General features: G+C 63.5%; 17 protein-coding genes and 1 pseudogene. 12 read left to right on the top strand and 6 right to left on the bottom strand.

Translation table 11 applies throughout. The features are described from left to right. Nucleotides 1–225 precede the first annotated feature (225 nt). From BOX17_RS17000 to BOX17_RS14825, 5 genes are all read left to right on the top strand, one after another. Nucleotides 226–579 (top strand): hypothetical protein, encoded by a 354-nt coding sequence (locus BOX17_RS17000; protein ID WP_071945851.1) that lies wholly within the window; start codon nt 226–228, stop codon nt 577–579. Nucleotides 580–713: 134 nt separating this feature from the next. Beyond that, a complete protein-coding gene (locus BOX17_RS14840) occupies nt 714–1,274 on the top strand; it encodes a YjbF family lipoprotein (protein WP_164508644.1) in 561 nt (186 codons plus the stop codon). 20 nt (nt 1,275–1,294) lie between these two features. Continuing rightward, nucleotides 1,295–2,104 carry a capsule biosynthesis GfcC family protein gene (locus tag BOX17_RS14835; RefSeq protein WP_071945849.1) on the top strand — a complete coding sequence of 270 codons (810 nt, stop codon included), beginning with the start codon at nt 1,295–1,297 and terminating at the stop codon, nt 2,102–2,104. Between the two features lie 174 nt (nt 2,105–2,278). Beyond that, a complete protein-coding gene (locus BOX17_RS14830; RefSeq protein ID WP_244272156.1) occupies nt 2,279–4,246 on the top strand; it encodes a YjbH domain-containing protein in 1,968 nt (655 codons plus the stop codon). A gap of 110 nt (nt 4,247–4,356) precedes the next feature. Beyond that, nucleotides 4,357–4,572, top strand: coding sequence for a hypothetical protein (locus BOX17_RS14825; protein WP_071945845.1), 216 nt, complete (start codon nt 4,357–4,359; stop codon nt 4,570–4,572). Here BOX17_RS14825 and BOX17_RS14820 read toward each other — a convergent pair. Continuing rightward, complete coding sequence (locus BOX17_RS14820) at nt 4,557–5,975, bottom strand: MBL fold metallo-hydrolase RNA specificity domain-containing protein (RefSeq protein WP_071945843.1); 1,419 nt, start codon at nt 5,973–5,975, stop codon at nt 4,557–4,559. The two genes, BOX17_RS14825 and BOX17_RS14820, sit on opposite strands and share 16 nt — an antisense overlap. Nucleotides 5,976–6,087: 112 nt before the next feature. Beyond that, complete coding sequence (gene cysQ, locus BOX17_RS14815) at nt 6,088–6,957, bottom strand: 3'(2'),5'-bisphosphate nucleotidase CysQ (RefSeq protein ID WP_071945841.1); 870 nt, start codon at nt 6,955–6,957, stop codon at nt 6,088–6,090. Nucleotides 6,958–7,228: 271 nt separating this feature from the next. Between cysQ and BOX17_RS14810 the strand changes: the two genes are divergently transcribed. Together BOX17_RS14810 and BOX17_RS14805 are read left to right on the top strand one after the other, a co-directional pair. After that, on the top strand, nt 7,229–8,950 hold the full coding sequence (locus BOX17_RS14810) for a PglL family O-oligosaccharyltransferase (protein WP_071945839.1): 1,722 nt from the start codon (nt 7,229–7,231) through the stop codon (nt 8,948–8,950). Nucleotides 8,951–9,106: 156 nt separating this feature from the next. Next, nucleotides 9,107–10,048: pseudogene (locus BOX17_RS14805) on the top strand (integrase core domain-containing protein). Between the two features lie 494 nt (nt 10,049–10,542). Here BOX17_RS14805 and BOX17_RS14800 read toward each other — a convergent pair. Continuing rightward, nucleotides 10,543–10,980 carry a pilin gene (locus BOX17_RS14800; protein WP_071946927.1) on the bottom strand — a complete coding sequence of 146 codons (438 nt, stop codon included), beginning with the start codon at nt 10,978–10,980 and terminating at the stop codon, nt 10,543–10,545. Nucleotides 10,981–11,351: 371 nt separating this feature from the next. Here BOX17_RS14800 and pilB point away from each other — a divergent pair, with 371 nt between their 5' ends. Further along, entirely contained in the window at nt 11,352–13,148 is a 1,797-nt protein-coding gene (pilB, locus tag BOX17_RS14795) for a type IV-A pilus assembly ATPase PilB (RefSeq protein WP_071945837.1), read from the top strand. A gap of 32 nt (nt 13,149–13,180) precedes the next feature. After that, nucleotides 13,181–14,416, top strand: coding sequence for a type II secretion system F family protein (locus BOX17_RS14790; RefSeq protein WP_425268712.1), 1,236 nt, complete (start codon nt 13,181–13,183; stop codon nt 14,414–14,416). Between the two features lie 3 nt (nt 14,417–14,419). Here BOX17_RS14790 and BOX17_RS14785 read toward each other — a convergent pair whose 3' ends face one another. Beyond that, complete coding sequence (locus tag BOX17_RS14785) at nt 14,420–14,938, bottom strand: L,D-transpeptidase (protein WP_071945835.1); 519 nt, start codon at nt 14,936–14,938, stop codon at nt 14,420–14,422. Then, nucleotides 14,938–15,621 (bottom strand): TetR/AcrR family transcriptional regulator, encoded by a 684-nt coding sequence (locus BOX17_RS14780; RefSeq protein ID WP_071945833.1) that lies wholly within the window; start codon nt 15,619–15,621, stop codon nt 14,938–14,940. The genes BOX17_RS14785 and BOX17_RS14780 overlap by 1 nt, the downstream gene beginning before the upstream one ends. Nucleotides 15,622–15,835: 214 nt before the next feature. Here BOX17_RS14780 and lexA point away from each other — a divergent pair, with 214 nt between their 5' ends. The 3 genes from lexA (at nt 15,836) to BOX17_RS14765 (ending at nt 18,525) form a co-directional block, all read left to right on the top strand. After that, nucleotides 15,836–16,492 carry a transcriptional repressor LexA gene (gene lexA / locus BOX17_RS14775; protein ID WP_071945831.1) on the top strand — a complete coding sequence of 219 codons (657 nt, stop codon included), beginning with the start codon at nt 15,836–15,838 and terminating at the stop codon, nt 16,490–16,492. 145 nt (nt 16,493–16,637) lie between these two features. Further along, nucleotides 16,638–17,693: a DNA polymerase IV gene (gene dinB / locus BOX17_RS14770; RefSeq protein WP_071945829.1), complete on the top strand. Its 1,056-nt coding sequence runs from the start codon at nt 16,638–16,640 to the stop codon at nt 17,691–17,693. Nucleotides 17,694–17,829: 136 nt separating this feature from the next. Next, nucleotides 17,830–18,525, top strand: a complete 696-nt coding sequence (locus BOX17_RS14765; RefSeq protein WP_071945827.1) for a hypothetical protein — start codon at nt 17,830–17,832, stop codon at nt 18,523–18,525. A gap of 127 nt (nt 18,526–18,652) precedes the next feature. On the opposite strand, the gene BOX17_RS14760 is transcribed toward BOX17_RS14765, so the two are convergent. After that, a complete protein-coding gene (locus BOX17_RS14760) occupies nt 18,653–19,324 on the bottom strand; it encodes an energy-coupling factor ABC transporter permease (protein WP_071945825.1) in 672 nt (223 codons plus the stop codon). Nucleotides 19,325–19,349 lie beyond the last annotated feature (25 nt).

Raw genomic sequence — 19,349 nt, 5'->3', positions numbered from 1 at the left:
CATATGTCAGTCGGGTATTTCTACCGTATCGAGGTGATAAAGACTCTTTGTACGATATCTCTTACAAGCACCGTCGGCAGCCTCGTACGCCCTTGGCAGATAATGGTTTTTTCGATTTACCACCAAGACATCCTCATCCTCAGGGCCTAACATGGACTCTGCCGAAGCATTAGGGTGGGCAGCCAATCGTATTAGCTGCCGTACGCAACGCAAGGGAGAAACAGGATGTTCAAGAAAGTTGCTGCTTTGATCGCCATTGCCGGGATGCTGGCATCTCCGCTGGCCATGGCCCAGTCGGAAACCGGCGCCGCCGCGGGTGCCGGATCCGGTGCGGGCGCAGGCGCTGGAGCCAGTGCGGGCGCCGGGGCGGGCGCGGCGTCGGCAACCGGCGTTGCTGCTGGCGGTGCCGCCACCTCCGGCGGCCTGGCCGGCCTGGCCGCCGCCACCGGGCTTTCCACCGCGGCGCTGACCGGCCTGGCCGTCGCCGGTGCCGTGGCCGTGGGGGTCGGGGTCAGCGCCGTCGGTGGCGGTGATGACGGCGGCGGCTCCGGCACCACGGGAACCACCGGTACCAACTGATCATGCAACGACGGTACGCCACAGGCATGACTCAAGGCCGCCTTCGGGCGGTCTTGTCGTGCCTGCTGCCGCTGCTCCTGGCCGGCTGCGCCAGCTCGGGCGCCACCCCGTTGGGGGCGTCATTCCAGGCGCTCATGCCGGCAAACGATCGCGTCGATGAACGGGCCGCCTCGATCCCCCATGCCACGCTCTCGGCGCGACTGGGCGACGTGCAGGGGCTGCTGGTGATGGGCGCCCAGGCGGGAAGCATCAGCTACTGGCCCTCGCGAAGCGGTGGTGTGCTCGAGTTGCACGATGGTGGCCTGCATGCCACTGCCGGCCTGCCGGAGGACCTGCTCGGCACCCGCTACAGCGCGGCCCGGCATGGTCAGACCCAGTATGGATCCAGCCGGCCCTGGCGCCAGGATACCCCCTACTCCTATTCGCTGGTGCGCCACTGGCGTGATCGTGAGGCGCAGTTACGGCAAGGTGAGGCGCGCGCCGAGATGCGCTGTAACGCTACCGATACGGTCGATCTCCCCCTAGGCAGCCGGTCTCTGGAACGCTGCGAGGCGACCCTGGCCTGGGCCAATGGCGAGACGACCAGATCCATTTTCTGGCGTGATCCGGTCAGCCGCCACCTCTGGGCGGTGCGTGAGACGCCCTGGCCCGGCGCCCCAACAATGCAGTGGCAGGTCGCTCGTCACTGGTGGTAGTTCGCAAGGCACCCTTTCCCATGCACAGAACCACGTTACTGGCCGCCCTGCTGGCCATGCTTCCCCTTGTGGCTGAGGCCCAGCCCGCCACGGCGCCGCCCACCCTGGTGGAGGCCTGGCTGGCCTGGCAGGAAGAGAACCAGGCCCGTGACCAGCCGCCCTTCGACTGGGCCTACAGCTATGCGCTGCGCGCCAACGATGCCGCCGATCTTGACGCTCGTCAGGCACGCCTGGTCGCCGAACTGGAGGGGCTGGCGGCGGTGGTAACGGCCCGTGGCGACCGCCAGAGCGCCCGCGGCCTGGCGGCCTGGGCGCAGGCGCTGGCGCTGGCGCTGGCAGAGCACGACGCCCTGCCCGCCCGCTCACCGGAAGCGCTGGGCCTGCCAGCCCTCGCCAGTGATCTGCGCCGCAATCCCGCGATGGCCAATATCACCCTGCTGGGCACCTGTGCGCCGCCGGCCTGGATCGAGGCCTGGACGCGGAACGGGGTCGAGCGCCTGGCGTGGCAGCCCGGGATGAGGCTGGATACGGCCCTGGCCGCCCTGCCCGCCGGCGCCACCCGAGGCATCGACACCGCTGTGGTAATCACGCCCCAGGGTGAACGGCACGAAAGGGGTATCGCCGCCTGGAACCACCAGAACGCCCCCCTGGCCCCCGGCGCCCGCATCGTCGTCCAGCTGCCCGAGCGAGGCCTCGGCGGCACCCGCGAAGGCGACCTGATCAACCGCAAGCTTGCCGCCTGGCTCGCCACCCGCCTGCCCGGCGATGACTGCATGCTCTGGAAGGCGAAAGGAGCCGAGGGGATGCAGAGGCACGAGGCCGGGGAATGATTAGCAAGGAATTCAAACATTTAAGGCGCAAGCCGCAAGCCGCAAGCTGCAAGCTGCCGAAGCTTGTAGCTTGTAGCTTGTAGCTTGAGCCTTGTAGCTGCAGTCCCCGCCCTGGCAGATGGCGATTCAGTGCGCCTGGGCCGTGGCCAGAGCGACTTCGGTGGCGTCGGCCTGATGCAGACCCCGACTGCCCGCATGGGTGAGCTCGGTCACTTCTCGGTCAACTGGAGCCGCACCGCGCCCTATCGCCGCTACTCGGTATTCGTGCAGCCCACCGACTGGCTGGAGGCGGGCTTTCGCTATGTCTCGGTGGAGAACCGCCTGTTCGGACCCAGCATCGCGGGGGATCGTGACTACCTCGACAAGGGCATCGACGCCAAGCTGCGCCTGCGGGAAGAGAGCCGCTATTGGCCGGAACTAGCCGTCGGGTTGAGGGACGGGGGCGGCACAACTCAGTTCGGCGCCGAATACCTGGTGGCCAGCAAGCGCTGGTACGACCTGGACTTTACCCTGGGACTCGGCTGGGGCTACCTAGGCAACGCGGCGGACGTGGACTCCCCGCTGGGCTGGCTGGACCATCGCTTCGACAACCGCCCGGAGGATGCCGGCGGCGACCAGGGCGGCGAATTCGCTCTGAGCCAGCTGTTCCGAGGCCCCATGGCGATCTTCGGCGGCGTGGAGTACCAGACCCCCTGGGAGCCCCTGGTGCTGCAGTTGGAAGTCGAGGGCAATGACTACGCCAACGAGCCCCTGGACAACGACCAGGTCCAGGACTCGCGCATCAACCTGGGGGCCCGCTTCCGGCTCACCGACAACATCGAGCTGCGCACCGGCTGGCAGCGAGGCAACACCGCCATGGCCGGGGTGAGCTTCTCCACCAACCTGGCGGGGCTCGCCCAGGTGAAGCGCGACCCGCCTCCCCGCCCGCTGGATGCCGCGCCGGAACAGAACTGGCCCGCAGTGGCGAGCCGCCTGCAGGCCAACGCCGGCATCCGCGTACGCGAGATCCGCCAGCAGGGTGACGACCTGACGGTGACCGGCGAGCCCACCACCTTCCGCAACCTGGCGAAGAGCGAGGCACGGGCCGGACGGATCCTCGAGGCCAATGCCGACGATTCCGTGGAGACCTTCCGCTACCGCTGGCAGAGCCGCGGCATGGACCTGCGCGAGGACGTCCATGACCGTGCGGCCTTCACCGCGGCGGCGGCTTCCAGCGAGCGGCAGCACGATCACCGTTACGGCCTCTATGCCCACGCCAGCCTGGACGAGCCCGGCGGAGAGCTGCTCTACCAGGCCGATCCGCAACGCTTCAGCTGGCAGGTCGGCCCCGCCATCGAGCAGAACTTCGGTGGCCCGGACGGCTACCTCTATCGCCTCTCGGCCCATGCGTCCGCGGAATACGCGACCGACCCGAATGGCTGGTTCTCCGGCAGCCTGACCGCCACGCTGGCCGACAACCTCGACGACTACGACTACATCGCCAATTCCGACCTGCCGCGGGTGCGTACCTACATCGGCGATTACCTGGCCGAGGCCGACGTGGGCATCGGCAACCTGCAGTACACCCGCACCGCCCAGCTCGGCGACGACTGGTACGCCATGGGCTACGGCGGCCTGCTGGAGATGATGTATGCCGGCGCGGGGGGCGAGCTGCTCTTCCGCCCCTTCAACAGCCCGCTGGCCCTGGGCGCGGACCTCAACTGGGTGCGCCAGCGCGAGTTCGACCAGCAGTTCGGCCTGCGCGACTATGACGTCTGGACGGGCCACCTCAGCGCCTACCTGGAGACCGGCATCGAGGACGTGCTGGCCAAGCTGAGCGTGGGGCGCTACCTCGCCGGCGATATCGGCACCACCCTGGACCTTTCCCGGGAATTCGACAACGGCGTGCGCGTGGGCGCCTGGGCCACCTTCACCGATGCCGGCGACAAATTCGGCGAAGGCAGCTTCGACAAGGCGCTCTACCTCTCCATCCCCATGGACGCCTTCTTCGTGCGCTCCAGCCGCAGCCGCGCCAGCATCGCCTGGCAGCCCCTCACCCGCGACGGCGGCGCCCGCCTCAATCGTCGCTATCAGCTCTACGACCTCACCGAGGAACGCGACCTCGGCCGCTACTGGGAGGACTACGACAACAGCTGGGACTAGGCCCGCGTGAGTCAAACCGACGTTATCGCTTACGCCCCATCGCCGTGTTCTCGCACGGGTTGGAGCGTCGCCCTGACGTACCATCGGGACAATCCGGGGAGGGATTTCCCATGCGACCCATCACGCTCGACCTCGACCCGCAGGGCCGGCGCATCCTGTCCTGCGCCTGCGGCACCATCGAGATCGCCCGGGCCAACGACTGGCAGGAGTTCACCATCGAAGCCCTCGACCACGACCTGGCCAGGGTCACCTGCGACCGCTGCGACCGGCAGGCTCGCCTGGGCCTCGACGTCGAACCGTCTCCCTCTCCTCAGCCCACCTGGTAATCGGCCCCCAGGGTGACCTGGACCTTCCGGCCCGCCTCCCTCGCCCACTCCTCGATCCTCGCCTTGAGGGCAAGCTGGGCGTCGTGGTCGCCGTGTACCAGGCGGATGTGCCGCGGCGGGTGGCGCATGCGGCGGATGAAGTCGAGCAGGTTCTTCTGATCGGCGTGTGCGGAGTAGCCGCTGACGGTCTCGATGTGAGCGCGAATGTCGAGGCGCTCATCGTCGAGCAGCACCCAGCCGCCGCGCGGCCCGAAGCGCTGGATGTCGCGGCCCGGGGTGCCGGCGCCCTGGTAGCCGATGAACACCACCGCGTGGCGAGGGTCACCCAGCATACGCTTGAGGTAGTTGACCACCCGCCCGCCGGTGACCATGCCGCTGGCGGCGATCACCACCGCGGGCCGGTGGGTGCGGGCCAGGTAGTCCACCGTCTGCTCGTGCTCCTCATGAGAGCTAACGGTATAAAGATTCTCGAAGCTCAGCGGATGGCGGCCGCCGCGCAGCCGCCGGTGAGCCTCGGCATCCCACCAGGGCCTCATCTCTCGATAGACTTCCGTGAAGCGCGCGGCCAGCGGCGAGTCGACGATGATCTCTAGCTCACGCCAGCGCGGGTCGCTGGAATCGTGGATCAGCCCCTCGAGCTCGTAGAGCAGCTCCTGGGTGCGGCCGATGCTGAAGGCGGGGATCACCACGCAGCCGGCGTTCTCGAGGGCCCGGTCGATGGCGCCCTTGAGCCGGCCTCGCCGTTCAGTGCGGTCCTCGTGGAGGCGGTCGCCATAGGTGCTCTCGATCACCAGGGTATCGGCACGATACGGCGATCTCGGCGCCGGCAGCAATGGCGCGTAAGGTGCGCCCAGGTCGCCGGAGAAGACCGTGCGGTGGGCCTCGCCCGTGGCGTGGTCGCGCACGTCGACCTCCACGTAGGCCGAACCGAAGATATGCCCGGCACGCTGCAGCTTGAGTCGGATCCGGTGGCGCGCGTCGTCGATCACGGTATGCCACTGCCGGTAGTCCAGCGGCACCAGCCGCTCCTCCACCTCGGCCAGGAAACGCTCGATCAGTGCCCGGTCGCGGGTGAAGCCGATCTTCAGGGCATCCTCGATCACCAGGGGCATCAGCCGTGCGGAGGGCACCGAGCAGAGGATCGGCCCCCGGTAGCCCGCGGCGAGCAGGTAGGGCAGCCGGCCGATATGGTCGATGTGCACATGGGTGACCACCAGCGCCAGCACGTCCTCCACCGGGAAGCGAACTTCATGCTGCGCGAGACTGTCGAGGTGGTCGGCGTCCTGGCCCTGGAAGAGCCCGCAGTCCACCAGCAACGCGCGGTCGTCGCTCACCTGCAGGCGATGGCAGCTTCCCGTCACGCCCTCGGCGGCGCCATGGTGAACAATTCGTGGGGGTTGCATCCGGGTGGCCTCCCTGCCTGCTATACAATACCCGCTATCCGATGGCCTCAGTGTAGGCAAGGTTGCCTTCGGGGAGGAAACGGCTTCAGGGAGCCGCCCCGGGACAGCCCTCTCAGCGGCTGTCGGGGTCGGCCTCCAGGGCCTTGGCCAACGCTACCTCCCAGCGCGCATCCCGCTGCCCGCAGGCAATAAAGTCGGGATTGAGAAGGCTCTCCTTCCGATTGCAGCGCAGCGGCTGGAGCGTCTCGGCCTCCAGCACCTGGCCGCCGGCGGCGGTAACGATGGCCTGGGCGGCGGCGGTGTCCCACTCGCTGGTGGGTGCCAGGCGCGGGTAGAGATCGGCCTGGCCCTCTGCGATCAGGCAGAACTTCAGCGAGCTGCCGATCGTCTGCGTGGTGTGGGCCGGCAGCGCCTGACAGAAGACATCGAAGGCCGCCCTGCCGTTGCGACGGCTACCCACAACCTGCCAGGGCTCACGGTCAGGATCGGGCAGAACCCGCACCCGGATCGGCTGCTCGTGCTTGCCTTCGCCTTTTCCTGCGCCATCGCCCTCGCGCCGAAAGGCACCCTGCCCCACCTGGCCCCACCAGGTCACCGCGCCCCCGGGCAGCGCCGGGGCATGCACGATGCCGAACACCGGCACGCCCTCCTCGACCAGCGCCAGGTTGAGGGTGAACTCGCCGTTGCCGGCGATGAACTCCCGGGTACCGTCCAGCGGATCGACCAGCCAGTAGCGCGACCAGCACCGGCGGGTGGCGAAGGGGATCTCGCCGGACTCCTCGGAGAGCACGGGGACGCCCGGCGTTTCATGCTCGAGCAGCGCCAGCAGGGCGTGGTGAGCGGCCATGTCCGCCTCAGTCAGCGGGCTGTTGTCATTCTTCTGCTGTATATCGAAGTCTCGATGATAGATCACCATCACCTCGAGCCCGGCAGCCTCCACGCCGGCGATCAGTTGTTCGATGGTGTCGAGGTAGATCCCCATGGGCAGTCTCCGTGTGAAAGCACTTTGACCCAGTACTCAGCCAAGCATATGGACTCGAGCATAAAGGAAAAACCGTTCAGCCTATGGATAGGACCGAGGGCAAGCCGTAAACCGGCAGTGAAGCATAGCCTGTTCTCGACCCTTCGAGATTCACCCCCAATCGGCTCAGCGGCGCTTTACATCGATTGCCCGCCCCGCGACACTAGCAGCGTTACATTCCGATACGAATCGGACATGAGAATTCTAAGCCCACCGGGCCGCAGGGACAGCCATGACCACCGACACCGCCCCCAATCGCCGTCTGATCAAGTGGTTCATCGGCACGGCGTTCTTTACCTTTACAGTGTTGCTGCACATTCTTATTCCAAATGTGGGAGGCTCAGGTCTCCGACTGCCCTTCAATGCCACCGTCTGGATGGGATTCGGCCTGATGATGGCACTGGCCATGTGGCCCGCCACCCGCGGCGTGATTCGATACAGCAAGTTCCACATCGGGCTCGGATTGCTGCTGCTGGCACTCTGGTTACCCTTCCTTTGGAGCTGGAACGAGGCCTCGCTGATCGCCCTGCCGCGGATGCTGACGGTCACCGCCGGAGCCATCCTGCTGCTGGGGTTGGCCCAACTCCAACTGACCCACCGTGACTGGTGGTGGCTGGGGATGGCCATCATGCTTGGCGCCCTGATGGAAACCGTTCTGGGGTATGTGCAGTTCTACCTGCTCGAGCCCGGCAACTGGCTAGGCTATAACCCCGAGATCGGTCGCCCCTACGGTATTTTCCAGCAGGTCAACGTAATGGCCAGCTTCCTGGTCACAGGGCTAGTGATCTCGGCCTGGCTCTTCGGCGAGGCACGCGACAGCAGGCTCTGGCGGGTCGTTATCCTGCTGGCCCCACTCTTCATGCCTGCTTTAATCCTAGTGATTGCTTCCCGCATGGGTTGGCTGGCGGCATTGGTCACAATCCCCATGGTACTCATACACCTGAGGAATCTTGACCATTCCCGCTTCAAAGCCTGGGCAGGCACTTTGGCTGCAGGCTGCCTCCTAGCCTTGATTGTAACTATGACGCAAGGCGAGGGAGGACGAAGTGCCGACTCGATTTCTTCGCAGGGTTACCGCCCCCAAGTCTATGAGCACAGCCTGCGCATGATTGCCGAGAAGCCTATTACCGGCTGGGGTTATGGTCGCTTCCAACATGATTTCCTCTACAGTTATGCCAACTGGCGTAGCGAAGAAGAAAGTCGCCCCCCACTTGAAGAACAGTATAGTCATCCGCATAACGAGTTTTTTTATTGGGGTATCGAGGGAGGATTGCTTCCAATAATTGCAATCCTTATCTTTGCTATTTGGCTTTTTTGGAGGTTATGGACTCGTAGCCCAAAACGTAAAAGATTGCTACTCATTTCTCTCCTGCTTCCCTTGAGCATCCACTCCATGCTCGAGTACCCGTTTTACCTTTCGATCAATCACTGGCTCGTCTTCATTCTTCTACTTGGCATGTCAGCTAGCTATACTTGGAAGACAGAAGAAAGAAGGAATCGCTATACCTTCATCATCAAGACAGGCACATGGCTTGCAATTCCTGTACTAATACTATTCATGTCCACACATCTTCAAGCATTATGGAAAATAAAAACATACGCATCAGGACGAGATAGCGGCGCCTTGTCAAAAATAATAAATCCTATGGGACTCCCATATGATCTTGAGTTCTTAGTCATGTCACAACAACTTGATGCTGGAACGGCGCTAGGCATGAGAAGAGTAGTTGAGGACTATCAACGATGGGCCACTAGAGCCGAAAGAACCAAGCCTTCACCAGAACTATACATAAACTTGATGAGGCTTCACAGGAACCATGAAGAAACTAATACAGAGCTTTATAAAAAAGCGACATACCTATTCCCAGGTATTGAGAAAGTCATGATTGAGGCAAGAAAAGACCCAGTTTCAGAAAGTTCATCATCTTCACAGGATGTGGTAAACACACCTTGAACTGGTCAAGGAAATACTCCTACTATAGAGCTCATGGCAACAAAATGAGCTATGTTATTCATACTCTGATGGCAGCCGGAGAGTTTCTATAGAAATTAATCTGAGAGCAAGAGCATGGGCCTCAAGTTGGATAACTAAGCAACCACCTCACCAAAGATTCGTGCCGAGTTCCAGTGCACCCGCCATTATCAGCGATAGTGAGATGGCCCGACAGTATGGGGTCGGCGATTCGATGACTCGTTATTGGCAGTACCGTAATGATGTCTATAACCGACCCACAGGCGGCACAACCTGCTGGCCACTCTGACGACAGAACAGAAGGAGGTGCTGATCACTGCATGTACTTTCCTGCGCCTCGGCCTCGATGAGCTGCTGATCGTTACCCACAAGTTCTTGAATCCTCTGCTATCACGTAATTGCCTACAACTCATGCTTTAACGACGTGAAATGCCAAGACTCGCGGAAATGGCTTGGCACGATGCAGGAGGTGATCAGACCCCGGCACAAACCATTCAGGGACTACGAGCCGGGCTACGTTCACATCGACATCAAGCATCTGTCCCAGATGCCCGGCGAGCAGCAGAAACGCCACCTGTACGTCGCCGTCGACCCTGCCACACGCTGGGTCTATATGGAGGTCAGGCGCAGCCCGTCCGCCAAGGATGCCAGGCCGTTCATGAAGCGGGTGGAGGAGAAGGCCCCATTCAAGATCCAGGCGGTACTAGCCGACAACGGCAAGTCTTTCACCGATCGCTTCACGCGGGCGGGTGAGCGCACTCCCATCGGCCGCTACCCCTTCGACTAAAAGTGCCAGACCAATGGCATCGAACACCCCTTAATCCAGCCGGAAAGGCCGCAGACCAACGGCATGGCGGAGCGCTTCAACGGACGTATCAGCAACGTGCTGGCGACTCGGCGCATACCTCAGTAGATAACCTGTAGCAGACGGTGAAACGCTACACGTGGCTGTACAATCACCACGTCCCGCATAAGGCGCTGCACCATCAATCACCAATCGAGGTGATGAAGGAATGGCAGACTAAACGTCCTGAGTTATTTACCAAGCGAGTGGTCAATCACACGGGGCCCTACAATTAGGTTCCGAATGTGAAATTTTTCGCATTAAATGCATGACGATGAGATATACATCGTACTTTAATGGCACTTTATTCTATAAAGCATCTCGATTTAATCGAACTTGTCGCTGCTGACAGCTGAGCGAATCAAAGACTTTTCTCTTGATTCTGTCCTGACTGAAAAAATCGACAAAGTTTTTAAGTGTAAAACTATTGCCAGGTAAAAAGTCAGCGATTATGCGCTGTTTCATCAATACTAGTATCCGACAGATAATTATCCAATGAACATTTACAATCTATTCAGAGGTTACATAGAACAGAGAGAGGGTGTGTGTGCGGGGGGGGGGGGGGGGGGGGGGGGGGGGGGGGGGGGGGGGGGGGGGGGGGGGGGGGGGGGGGGGGGGGGAAGGTAAAATATTCACTCGAAAACTATAGCGAAAAATCGAAGAAGGCCATCTCAACACATGAAAAAGGCCGGCAATGCCGGCCAAAAAAATATAAATCAAACCACATCTCTCAGTCACAATAATTAGGCGTATACTCTGCATCAATGTCAGAGGCACAGGCCCACTCTCCACTGGAGGCATCACGGGTCAGAACAATATAGTTGCCAAGGCTTTGTGACTTAACAGCAGAGCTTGTGCTAAATTCAAAGCCTATCGCACCACTCACACTACCAGTAACATCGGCTGGCACACTTACGGTACCAAGGGTATTACTAGCAGCAAGACCAATTGCTGTTGGAGAGTCGTAAGCTTCACCAGAATATACATTAGCATCATAAGTGGTCTGACCACCACGGATCGTGGATAGAGCTGAGGACACCTCCGACCTAACCACATATTTCTGATACTGCGGAATCGCAATCGCCGCCAGAATCCCGATGATCGCCACCACGATCAGCAGTTCGATCAGGGTAAAACCGCCCTGCCCGGTCTTCACGTACTTCTGCATGCCTTGTCTCTTCATGGCCCTGCCCCTTGCTCCTGTCCGCCGTGGCGCGTATGGCCTGTGCCTTCTTCTCGTCGCCCGTGCGGGTTTACGGTTGGCGGTCAGGATGAGTCATCTCAACCGCCGGGTTAGTCGGACGTCACACCGCCCGATATGGGTTACATTAAGTTACGCTCTGCAACCCTGCAAGGGGCATTGTAGCCGAAAGGTGAGCGACCACGAGAATTTTCATACTGATGGATGAGTCAAAGTGCGAGGAAAAGGTTGAAGGAGCGTGGCGCAGCGCTGGGCGGGAGTAGGCCAGAGGGGCTAGAATCAAGCGCAGACGACACTCTCCCGCTACAGCTGCACCTTGCTGCGACACATGAGGCGCCATGAACGACTATCGCCCCCCTTCCCCCGAGATGCCGCCGGCAGCGCCGGAGCCCGCTCCCTCGGCGCTGCATGGCGCCACCCACCGCAGCGGGCTACGCGGCCTGGCCCGTCGGCTGGTGAATGACGGCCTGCTGGGTGAGGCGGCGGCGGCACGGGCCGAACTCGAGGCGCGAGAGGTCGAACTCTCCCTGCTCGAGCACCTTATCGACACCGGCATGGTGCCCGCTCGCAAGGCCACGCTGACCGCGGCCTGGGAGTATGGCCTGCCGATCATCGACCTGGACGCCCTGCGCCTGGAGAGCCTGCCAGCGGCCAAGGACTACCCGGACAAGATCCTTCGTCGGCTGGGGGTACTGCCGCTGGTGCGTCACGGGCATCGCCTCACCGTCGCGGTGCCCTATCCCTCCACGCTGGCCCTGCTGGATGAGTTGCAGTTTGCCACCGGCCTGACGCTGGAGGGTGTCCTGGCCCCGGTGGACCAGCTCGGCCCGGTCCTGGAGAGCTACCTCGCCAACAGCGAGAAGAGCATGCTCGATGATCTCGAAGGCGTGGACGACGCCGTGGGTCAGCTGGCCTATGACGAGGGCGTGGTCGATGCCACCGACGAGCAGGCCGCGGTGGCGGCCGCCGGCGACGACGCCCCCATCGTCAAGTTCGTCAACAAGATCCTGCTGGATGCCATCAACCGGGGCGCCTCGGACATCCACTTCGAGCCCTACGAGACCAGCTACCGGGTACGCTTTCGCATCGACGGCATCCTCCACGACGTCGCGCACCCCCCCTTCGCCATGCGCTCGCGCATCTCGGCGCGCCTGAAGGTGATGTCGCGGCTGGATATCTCGGAGCGTCGCCTGCCCCAGGACGGCGCCATCAAGCTCAAGCTCTCCAGTACCCGCTCCATCGACTTCCGGGTCAACTCCCTGCCCACGGTCTACGGCGAGAAGGTGGTGCTGCGTATCCTCGACCCCAGCTCCGCCCAGTTGGGCATCGAGCAACTGGGCTTCACCCCCGAGCAGCGGGCGATGTACGAGGCGGTGCTCGACGACCCCCAGGGCATGATCCTGGTCACCGGCCCCACCGGCAGCGGCAAGACCGTGTCTCTCTATACCGGCATCAACATCCTCAACCAGGTGGAGCGCAACATCTGCACCGCCGAGGACCCGGTGGAGATCAAGGTCCCGGGGGTCAACCAGGTGAACGTGCTGCCCAAGATCGGCCTGACCTTCGCCAGCGCCCTGCGTGCCTTCCTGCGCCAGGATCCTGATGTGGTGATGGTGGGCGAGATACGCGACCTGGAGACCGCCGAGATCGCCGTCAAGGCCTCCCAGACCGGCCACCTGGTGCTCAGCACCGTGCACACCAACTCGGCGGCGGAAACCCTCACCCGCCTGGCCAACATGGGCGTGGCGCCCTTCAACATCGCCAGCTCCGTGAGCCTGATCATCGCCCAGCGCCTGGCGCGGCGGCTGTGCAAGCACTGCAAGCAGCCGGCCGACATCCCCCGCGAGGTGCTGCTGCAGCAGGGCTTCACCGAGGAGGAGGTGGCCGGTTCCACCATCTACGAGCCCGTCGGGTGCAAGCACTGCACCCAGGGGTTCAAGGGCCGGGTGGGCATCTACGAGGTGGTGCCGATCAGTGACGACATGAGCCACCTGATCATGACCCAGGGCAACTCCCGGGACTTCGATGCCCAGGCCCGAAAGGAAGGCCATCCGGACCTGCGCCGCAGCGGGCTTCTGAAGGTGATGCAGGGGCTGACCAGCCTGGCCGAGGTCAACCGGGTGACGAAGGATTAGCGCTAACACAACGCAGGGACAGGGACATGAACGTGGCAACGAAGACCATGCGCAAGGCACAGAAGACCAAGCTCTACCGCTGGCGCTGGACCGGCAAGGGGCCCCAGGGGCGCAAGGTGAGTGGCGAGATCATCGCGCCCCAAAGGGCCGAGGTGGAGAAGCTCCTGGCCGGCCAGAACATCATGGTCAGGCAGATCCGCCGCAAGAGCGGATTTGGCGGCGGAATGGGCAAGATCAAGCCGCGGGACATCATGCTCTTCGCCCGCCAGATGGCCACCATGATCCGCGCCGGCGTGCCGGTGCTGCAGGCCTTCCAGGTGGTGGCGGAGAGCCTCAAGAAGCCGGCGATGAGCGCGATGGTGCAGGAGCTGATGAACGACGTGGCGGCCGGTGCCAGCTTCTCGGAGGCGCTCAGGCGCCATCCCCAGCACTTCGACCGCCTCTTCGCCAACCTGGTGGAGGCCGGCGAGCAGTCGGGCTCGCTGGACAGCATGCTCGAGCGGATCGCCACCTACAAGGAGAAGGTAGAGTCGCTCAAGAGCCGGGTGAAGAAGGCGCTCTGGTACCCCGCCGCGGTCCTCGTGGTCGCCTTCGCCGTCACCGCGCTGCTGCTGATCAAGGTCGTACCGCAGTTCGAGAGCCTCTTCCGGGGCTTTGGTGCCGAGTTGCCCGCCATGACCCGCATGACCGTCACGATGTCGGAGTTCGCCCAGCAGTACTGGTGGTGGGGGTTGCTCGGCGTCGCGGGCTTCATCTTCTTCCTGCGCGCCGGCATGAAGAAGTCCGAGGCCTTCCGCTATCGTATGCACGCGCTCTCGCTTCGCATCCCGGTGATCGGCGACATCCTCGACAAGTCCGCCGTGGCGCGCTATTCGCGCACTCTTGCCACCACCTTCGGTGCCGGCGTTCCGCTGGTGGAGGCCCTGGAGACCGCCGAGGGCGCGGCGGGCAACATGGTCTACGAGCGCGCCATCGCCCAGATCCGCGAGGACGTGGCCACCGGCCAGCAGCTCAACTTCGCCATGCGTCTCACCGAACAGTTCCCGGCCCTGGCGGTGCAGATGGTGGGCATCGGCGAGGAAGCCGGGTCGCTGGACGCCATGCTCAACCGGGTGGCGGACTACTACGAGGAGGAGGTCGACAACAAGGTCGATACCCTCACCTCGCTGCTCGAGCCCTTCATCATCGTCATTCTCGGCGTGCTGGTCGGCGGCCTGGTGATCTCAATGTACCTGCCGATCTTCCAGTTGGGTAACGTGATCGGCTGAACCTTAGTCATGCAGCCACACCGGCGTGCCCGGGTTGGCAAGCTCGAACAGCGCCAGCAGGTCAAAGTCCCGCACGCGGATGCAGCCATGGGAACGGGGCACTCCCATGGGCTCGCTCGGCGGAGTGCCGTGCAGGTAGATGTAGCGCCGCTGGGAATCAAACCGGCCGCCGCGATTGCGGCCCGGCTCCAGCCCGCCGAGCCAGAGGATGCGCGTCAGGATCCAGTCGCGCCCCGGATGCTCCGCGGCCAGGGCCTCGCTGTAGACCTCGCCGGTGGGCCGTCGGCCGCGATAGACGGTGCCGGGCGGATTGCCCGCCCCGATGGCGGCACGCAAATAATGCCAGCCCCGCGGCGTGGCGCCGCTACCCTCCTCTTCCCCGCTGCCGTTCGCGGCGGTGGATACCTCGCACTGCCACTCGACCTCGCGCCCCTGCCAGACGGTCAGCCGCTGGGCGGCGATATCGATCTCCAGCCACAGCCCTGCCTCCGGCGGCAGTTCGGTGAGCAAGGGAGTACGCATCAGACTGTCTCGTGTTCGGTCGTTTCGCGCTGTGCCGCCATGCCCTCGGGCAACGGGGCGTTCATTCCCGCCACCACGACGGGACGCAGGCGACGCACCAGGTCGCGCACACCGACGCGCTCGCCGTAGTCCTTCTCGGCGATATCACGCAGGGCATCCAGGCCAGAGAGCGTGAAGATCACCGTGCCCAGCATGAAGTGCAGCCGCCAGAAGCGCTCGGCATCGGGCAGGTCTGGGGTCGCCAACCGCACCAGCTCGGTGAAGCGGCTGAAGACGCTGCCGTACTCGTCCTGGATATAGCGCCGCAGGTGGCCCTGAGCCTGGCTGTAGGCAAGCCCCAACAGACGCATGAAGACCTTGAGGCTGTTGCGCTCCGCCGGCACCTCGAGCACGCAGCGCGCCATGGTCTCGAGCAGTTCCTCCAGCGGAATCACCTCGCCTTCATGGCGCGCCTCCAGCTCGTCCAGCGCCGCATGGAAGCGCACGGTGAAGGGGTCAAGATAGCGTGCGAACACCGCCTGGATCAGCGACTTCTTGGAACCGAAATGGTAGTTCACCGCGGCCAGGTTGACCTTGGCCTTGCTGGTGATGTTGCGCAGCGAGGTCTCGGCGAAGCCCCGCTCGGCGAACAGCACCTCGGCGGTGTCGAGGATGCGCGTGACGGTGTCGGGCTGCTGGGCCATGGGGCTCCCCATCATTGGAAACAATTGTTTGAATGCCACCGAGTGTATGACACGTATGGGGTTCTCTCAATGCTGCCGTATGCGTCGTGTTTTAAACGACGTTTTCTTCCCTGACCATGGAGACACTTTTACTGGATGGAAAGACATGCTGTATACTTGACCAGACGCGTGACGAAGGAGTCGTCACCCACCGGTCAACGACCCCGGAGGTCCCATGAGCCGCTCCCTTACCGCCCGTCAGCAGAACGTGCTCGATTTCATCGTCAAGACCATGAACGAGCTGGGCTACCCGCCGACCCGCGCGGAGATCTCCCGGGCGCTGGGGTTCAAGTCGGCCAATGCCGCCGAGGAGCACCTGCGTGCCCTGGAGCGCAAGGGAGCCATCAAGGTCATCCGCGGCACCTCCCGGGGCATTCGCCTGCCCGCACAGGAATCAGAAGCGGTAGGCGAGGAATCGCAGGAAGAGACGCCCCAGGGCCTGCCCATCATCGGCGAGGTGGCCGCCGGCAGCCCGATCCTCGCCGCCGAGCATATCGACCGCTACTGCCCGCTGCCCCCGGAGTACTTCACTCCGCGCGCCGACTACCTGCTGCGGGTGCGGGGGCTCTCCATGAAGGACGTGGGCATCCTCGAGGGAGATCTCCTGGCGGTGCATCGCACCGAGCGGATCCGCGACGGCCAGATCGTGGTGGCCCGCCTGGAAGACGAGGTCACCGTCAAGCGCTTCCACCGCCAGGGCCATGTGGTCACCCTGGAGGCCGAGAACCCCGACTTCGCCCCCATCGAGGTGGACCTGCGCCATGATCCGCTGGAGATCGAGGGCATCGGCGTGGGTGTTATCCGTGGTGGTAACGGCCAGGCACTCGGTTGACCCTGAAACGGGCTGCGCTCGGCCATACTGTGTTAAAAATCAGCTCAAAATGCTCATTTACTGACTTGTAAACTCCGCTTTTTCGCTGATTTTTGCCTTGTCTGGCCTTCGCTCGCCTCGCTTCAGAACGTGCCATCTTGATCACATGAGCCAACTTCGCAAGATCCTCCATGCCGACTGCGACTGCTTCTTCGCCGCCGTGGAGATGCGAGACGACCCCAGCCTGCGCGACATCCCGATCGCCATCGGCGGCTCGCGGGAACGCCGGGGCGTCATCGCCACCTGCAACTACCCCGCCCGGGCCTTCGGCATCCATTCGGCGATGCCCACCGCCCGTGCGCTGCGCCTCTGCCCTCACCTGACCCTGCTGCCCGGTTACTTCGAGAAGTATCGCGAGGTCTCGCGGCAGATCCAGGCGGTCTTCCATGAGCTCACCCCGCTGGTGGAGCCGCTGTCGCTGGACGAGGCCTTCCTGGACGTCACCGAGGTCGAGGGCTTTCGCGGCAGCGCGACCTGGATGGCCCGCTGGATCAAGGAGGAGTGCCATCGGCGCACCGGCATCACCGTCTCGGTGGGGGCAGCCCCATCCAAGTTCCTGGCCAAGATCGCCAGCGACTGGGAGAAGCCCGACGGCCTGACGGTGATACCCCCGGAGCGGGTCGACGCCTTCGTGCGAGACCTGCCGGTGAAGAAGCTTCACGGCGTGGGGCCGGCCACCGGCGCCAGGCTCGACGCCCTGGGCATCGCCACCTGTGCCGACCTGCGAGAGCTTCCCATCGACCGTCTGCTGGATGAATTCGGCAAGTTCGGGCGCCGGCTTCATGAGCTCGCCCGGGGGATCGATGACCGCCCGGTGCGCATCGAGCGGGAGCGCAAGTCGGTCAGCGTGGAGACCACCTTCGACCGCGACCTGCCCGACCTGGAAAGCGCCGCCACCGCCCTCGCACCCCTCTGCGCCAAGCTGGAGGACCGCCTCGAGCGCCATGGCCGCCCGCCGCTGGCCGGGCTCTTCGTCAAGGTGCGCTTCGACGACTTCAGCCTCACCACCCTGGAGAGCCGTGGCCTCTCCCCCGCCCCCGAGAGCTACACGCGACTGCTGGAGCAAGCCTGGGCCCGGGCTCGGCGTCCCGTGCGCCTGCTCGGCGTCGGCGTGCGCCTGCTTCCGGAAGATGCGCGCCAGCAGCTGACCCTGCCGCTGTAGTCCTCGCGAGTGCCGTACTTGTGTAACCTTGCGTAACCAGCTTTATTGAAAGAGCGGCAGGGCAGGGGTGGATGCTCGGAAGATCGATGCAACGCGCTCGCCATCACGCTATCCATCGGGCTGGTGAGGGATTGGCATGCAACGCATCAAGATGGCAAGACTCCTCCCCATCCTGCTGGCCATGTTCATCTCGGCGTGCGTGACGGCAGGGAAACATGATACCGATGCCCTGCACTCCCTGGACTTCGGGCCAGTGGAAACACTAAGGGTATGTTTACTCGTCGACGAGGGGATCACCGAGCAAAGCGCCAGGACACTGTTCGAGAAGATGAGCGACGAACTGTCCATCTTCGACCTGGAAGTGGAGATCCCCTGGGTGAGGCCATGGAAGCGACCGGCGTTCCTGATGAATGGCATCATCGAAGAGGTCGCGCTTCGGCCCCTTGAAGCACCGTGCGATCGACTGATGGCGGTGGTGGGACGCCACGTCGGAGACTTCCTCATCTCGTGGTTTGCCCCTGAAATACTCGGTGCCGTCGAAACCAATACCCACACCAGAGGATACGTGGTGGGAAAATCGGTCACGTTCAATCAATTGCTTCAGCGGCCATCCGACGTGGCGGTCCATGAAAGCTATCACCTGCTGGGGTGTATCCATGGACGCAGTCTCCGCGAATGTTACCCCTACATCCTCGAGCTCAAACGGATGGCCCGCGCCAGTCGCGAGGGAGGCAACGACTTTTTCCCGGGGATATCCCTCGATCGAAAGCCCATCACGTCACGCGAGGCCACCGATGAGATCATCCGTGCAGCGGTTGGCCGGTCAGAATGACAAGACCCGGCACCGACTCTCTCTGGGGTATCGCCGCTGATTCGGCACATCGAGGCATCGAATCTCCCTACCTCGTAGCCATTCCGCGGATCGATTTGGCCAGGTCTGCCTGAGCCACCGGGCCCGGCTATTTCGTGTCGATATAGCGATGGTCGTTGAAGGTGGCGACCCAGCCAGGATGGTAGACCAGCAGGATGCTCATCAGCATGCCGGTGATGAAGGCCTCGCTCGGCATCAGCAGCGGCAGGAAGCGGGCGTACTCCAGGGCCTGGCGCAGGGCCTCGGCGTCGGAGGCGCCCAGGGCCATCAGCCCCACCGCGGCCAGGCCGGCGGCCAGGGTGGCGAGCGCCGAGCCGAAGAAGCCGCAGACGAACAGGAAGACCATCAGGTTGTCGGGCAGGCGACGGTCGACCAGCCGCCAGACGATGCCCATCACCAGCGCCGGCACCACCCCGGTGACCAGCATGTTCACCCCCAGCAGTGACCAGTCGACACGCCCCAGCAGCACCATGGCGACGTTGATGGCGGTGATCGAGAGCAGCGCCAGCGGCGCCTTGAAGATCAGCGTCAGCAGCGCGGTGAACATCAGGTGCAGGGTCAGCCAGTCCACGGCCTGGGCGCGCAGCTGCCAGAGCAGCATCACCATGACGGTGGCGGCCAGCCAGCGATGCTGCAGGGGATGGTCGTCTAGCAGCGCCAGCCAGGGACGCTTGCTCAGCGCCAGGCCGACGACGACCAGAGCGACGAGGCCGCAGAGCCAGAGCAGCCAGGGCGCGAGCACCGGTTCGGCAATCGTCATGTCGACTCCCTATTCACCCAGCCGA

The organism is Halomonas aestuarii (assembly GCF_001886615.1).
Taxonomy (GTDB): domain Bacteria; phylum Pseudomonadota; class Gammaproteobacteria; order Pseudomonadales; family Halomonadaceae; genus Halomonas; species Halomonas aestuarii.
The sequence above is the reverse complement of the archived record's forward strand: the minus strand, read 5'-3'. Positions and strand labels throughout refer to the sequence as shown.

What these genes read in the sequence shown, in the direction of transcription:
- BOX17_RS17000 (WP_071945851.1), top strand. Translation starts at nt 226, where the DNA reads ATGTTCAAGAAAGTTGCTGCTTTGATCGCCATTGCCGGGATGCTGGCA.
- BOX17_RS14840 (WP_164508644.1), top strand. Translation starts at nt 714, where the DNA reads ATGCCGGCAAACGATCGCGTCGATGAACGGGCCGCCTCGATCCCCCAT.
- BOX17_RS14835 (WP_071945849.1), top strand. Translation starts at nt 1,295, where the DNA reads ATGCACAGAACCACGTTACTGGCCGCCCTGCTGGCCATGCTTCCCCTT.
- BOX17_RS14830 (WP_244272156.1), top strand. Translation starts at nt 2,279, where the DNA reads ATGCAGACCCCGACTGCCCGCATGGGTGAGCTCGGTCACTTCTCGGTC.
- BOX17_RS14825 (WP_071945845.1), top strand. Translation starts at nt 4,357, where the DNA reads ATGCGACCCATCACGCTCGACCTCGACCCGCAGGGCCGGCGCATCCTG.
- BOX17_RS14820 (WP_071945843.1), bottom strand. Translation starts at nt 5,975, where the DNA reads ATGCAACCCCCACGAATTGTTCACCATGGCGCCGCCGAGGGCGTGACG.
- cysQ (WP_071945841.1), bottom strand. Translation starts at nt 6,957, where the DNA reads ATGGGGATCTACCTCGACACCATCGAACAACTGATCGCCGGCGTGGAG.
- BOX17_RS14810 (WP_071945839.1), top strand. Translation starts at nt 7,229, where the DNA reads ATGACCACCGACACCGCCCCCAATCGCCGTCTGATCAAGTGGTTCATC.
- BOX17_RS14800 (WP_071946927.1), bottom strand. Translation starts at nt 10,980, where the DNA reads ATGCAGAAGTACGTGAAGACCGGGCAGGGCGGTTTTACCCTGATCGAA.
- pilB (WP_071945837.1), top strand. Translation starts at nt 11,352, where the DNA reads ATGAACGACTATCGCCCCCCTTCCCCCGAGATGCCGCCGGCAGCGCCG.
- BOX17_RS14785 (WP_071945835.1), bottom strand. Translation starts at nt 14,938, where the DNA reads ATGCGTACTCCCTTGCTCACCGAACTGCCGCCGGAGGCAGGGCTGTGG.
- BOX17_RS14780 (WP_071945833.1), bottom strand. Translation starts at nt 15,621, where the DNA reads ATGGCCCAGCAGCCCGACACCGTCACGCGCATCCTCGACACCGCCGAG.
- lexA (WP_071945831.1), top strand. Translation starts at nt 15,836, where the DNA reads ATGAGCCGCTCCCTTACCGCCCGTCAGCAGAACGTGCTCGATTTCATC.
- dinB (WP_071945829.1), top strand. Translation starts at nt 16,638, where the DNA reads ATGAGCCAACTTCGCAAGATCCTCCATGCCGACTGCGACTGCTTCTTC.
- BOX17_RS14765 (WP_071945827.1), top strand. Translation starts at nt 17,830, where the DNA reads ATGCAACGCATCAAGATGGCAAGACTCCTCCCCATCCTGCTGGCCATG.
- BOX17_RS14760 (WP_071945825.1), bottom strand. Translation starts at nt 19,324, where the DNA reads ATGACGATTGCCGAACCGGTGCTCGCGCCCTGGCTGCTCTGGCTCTGC.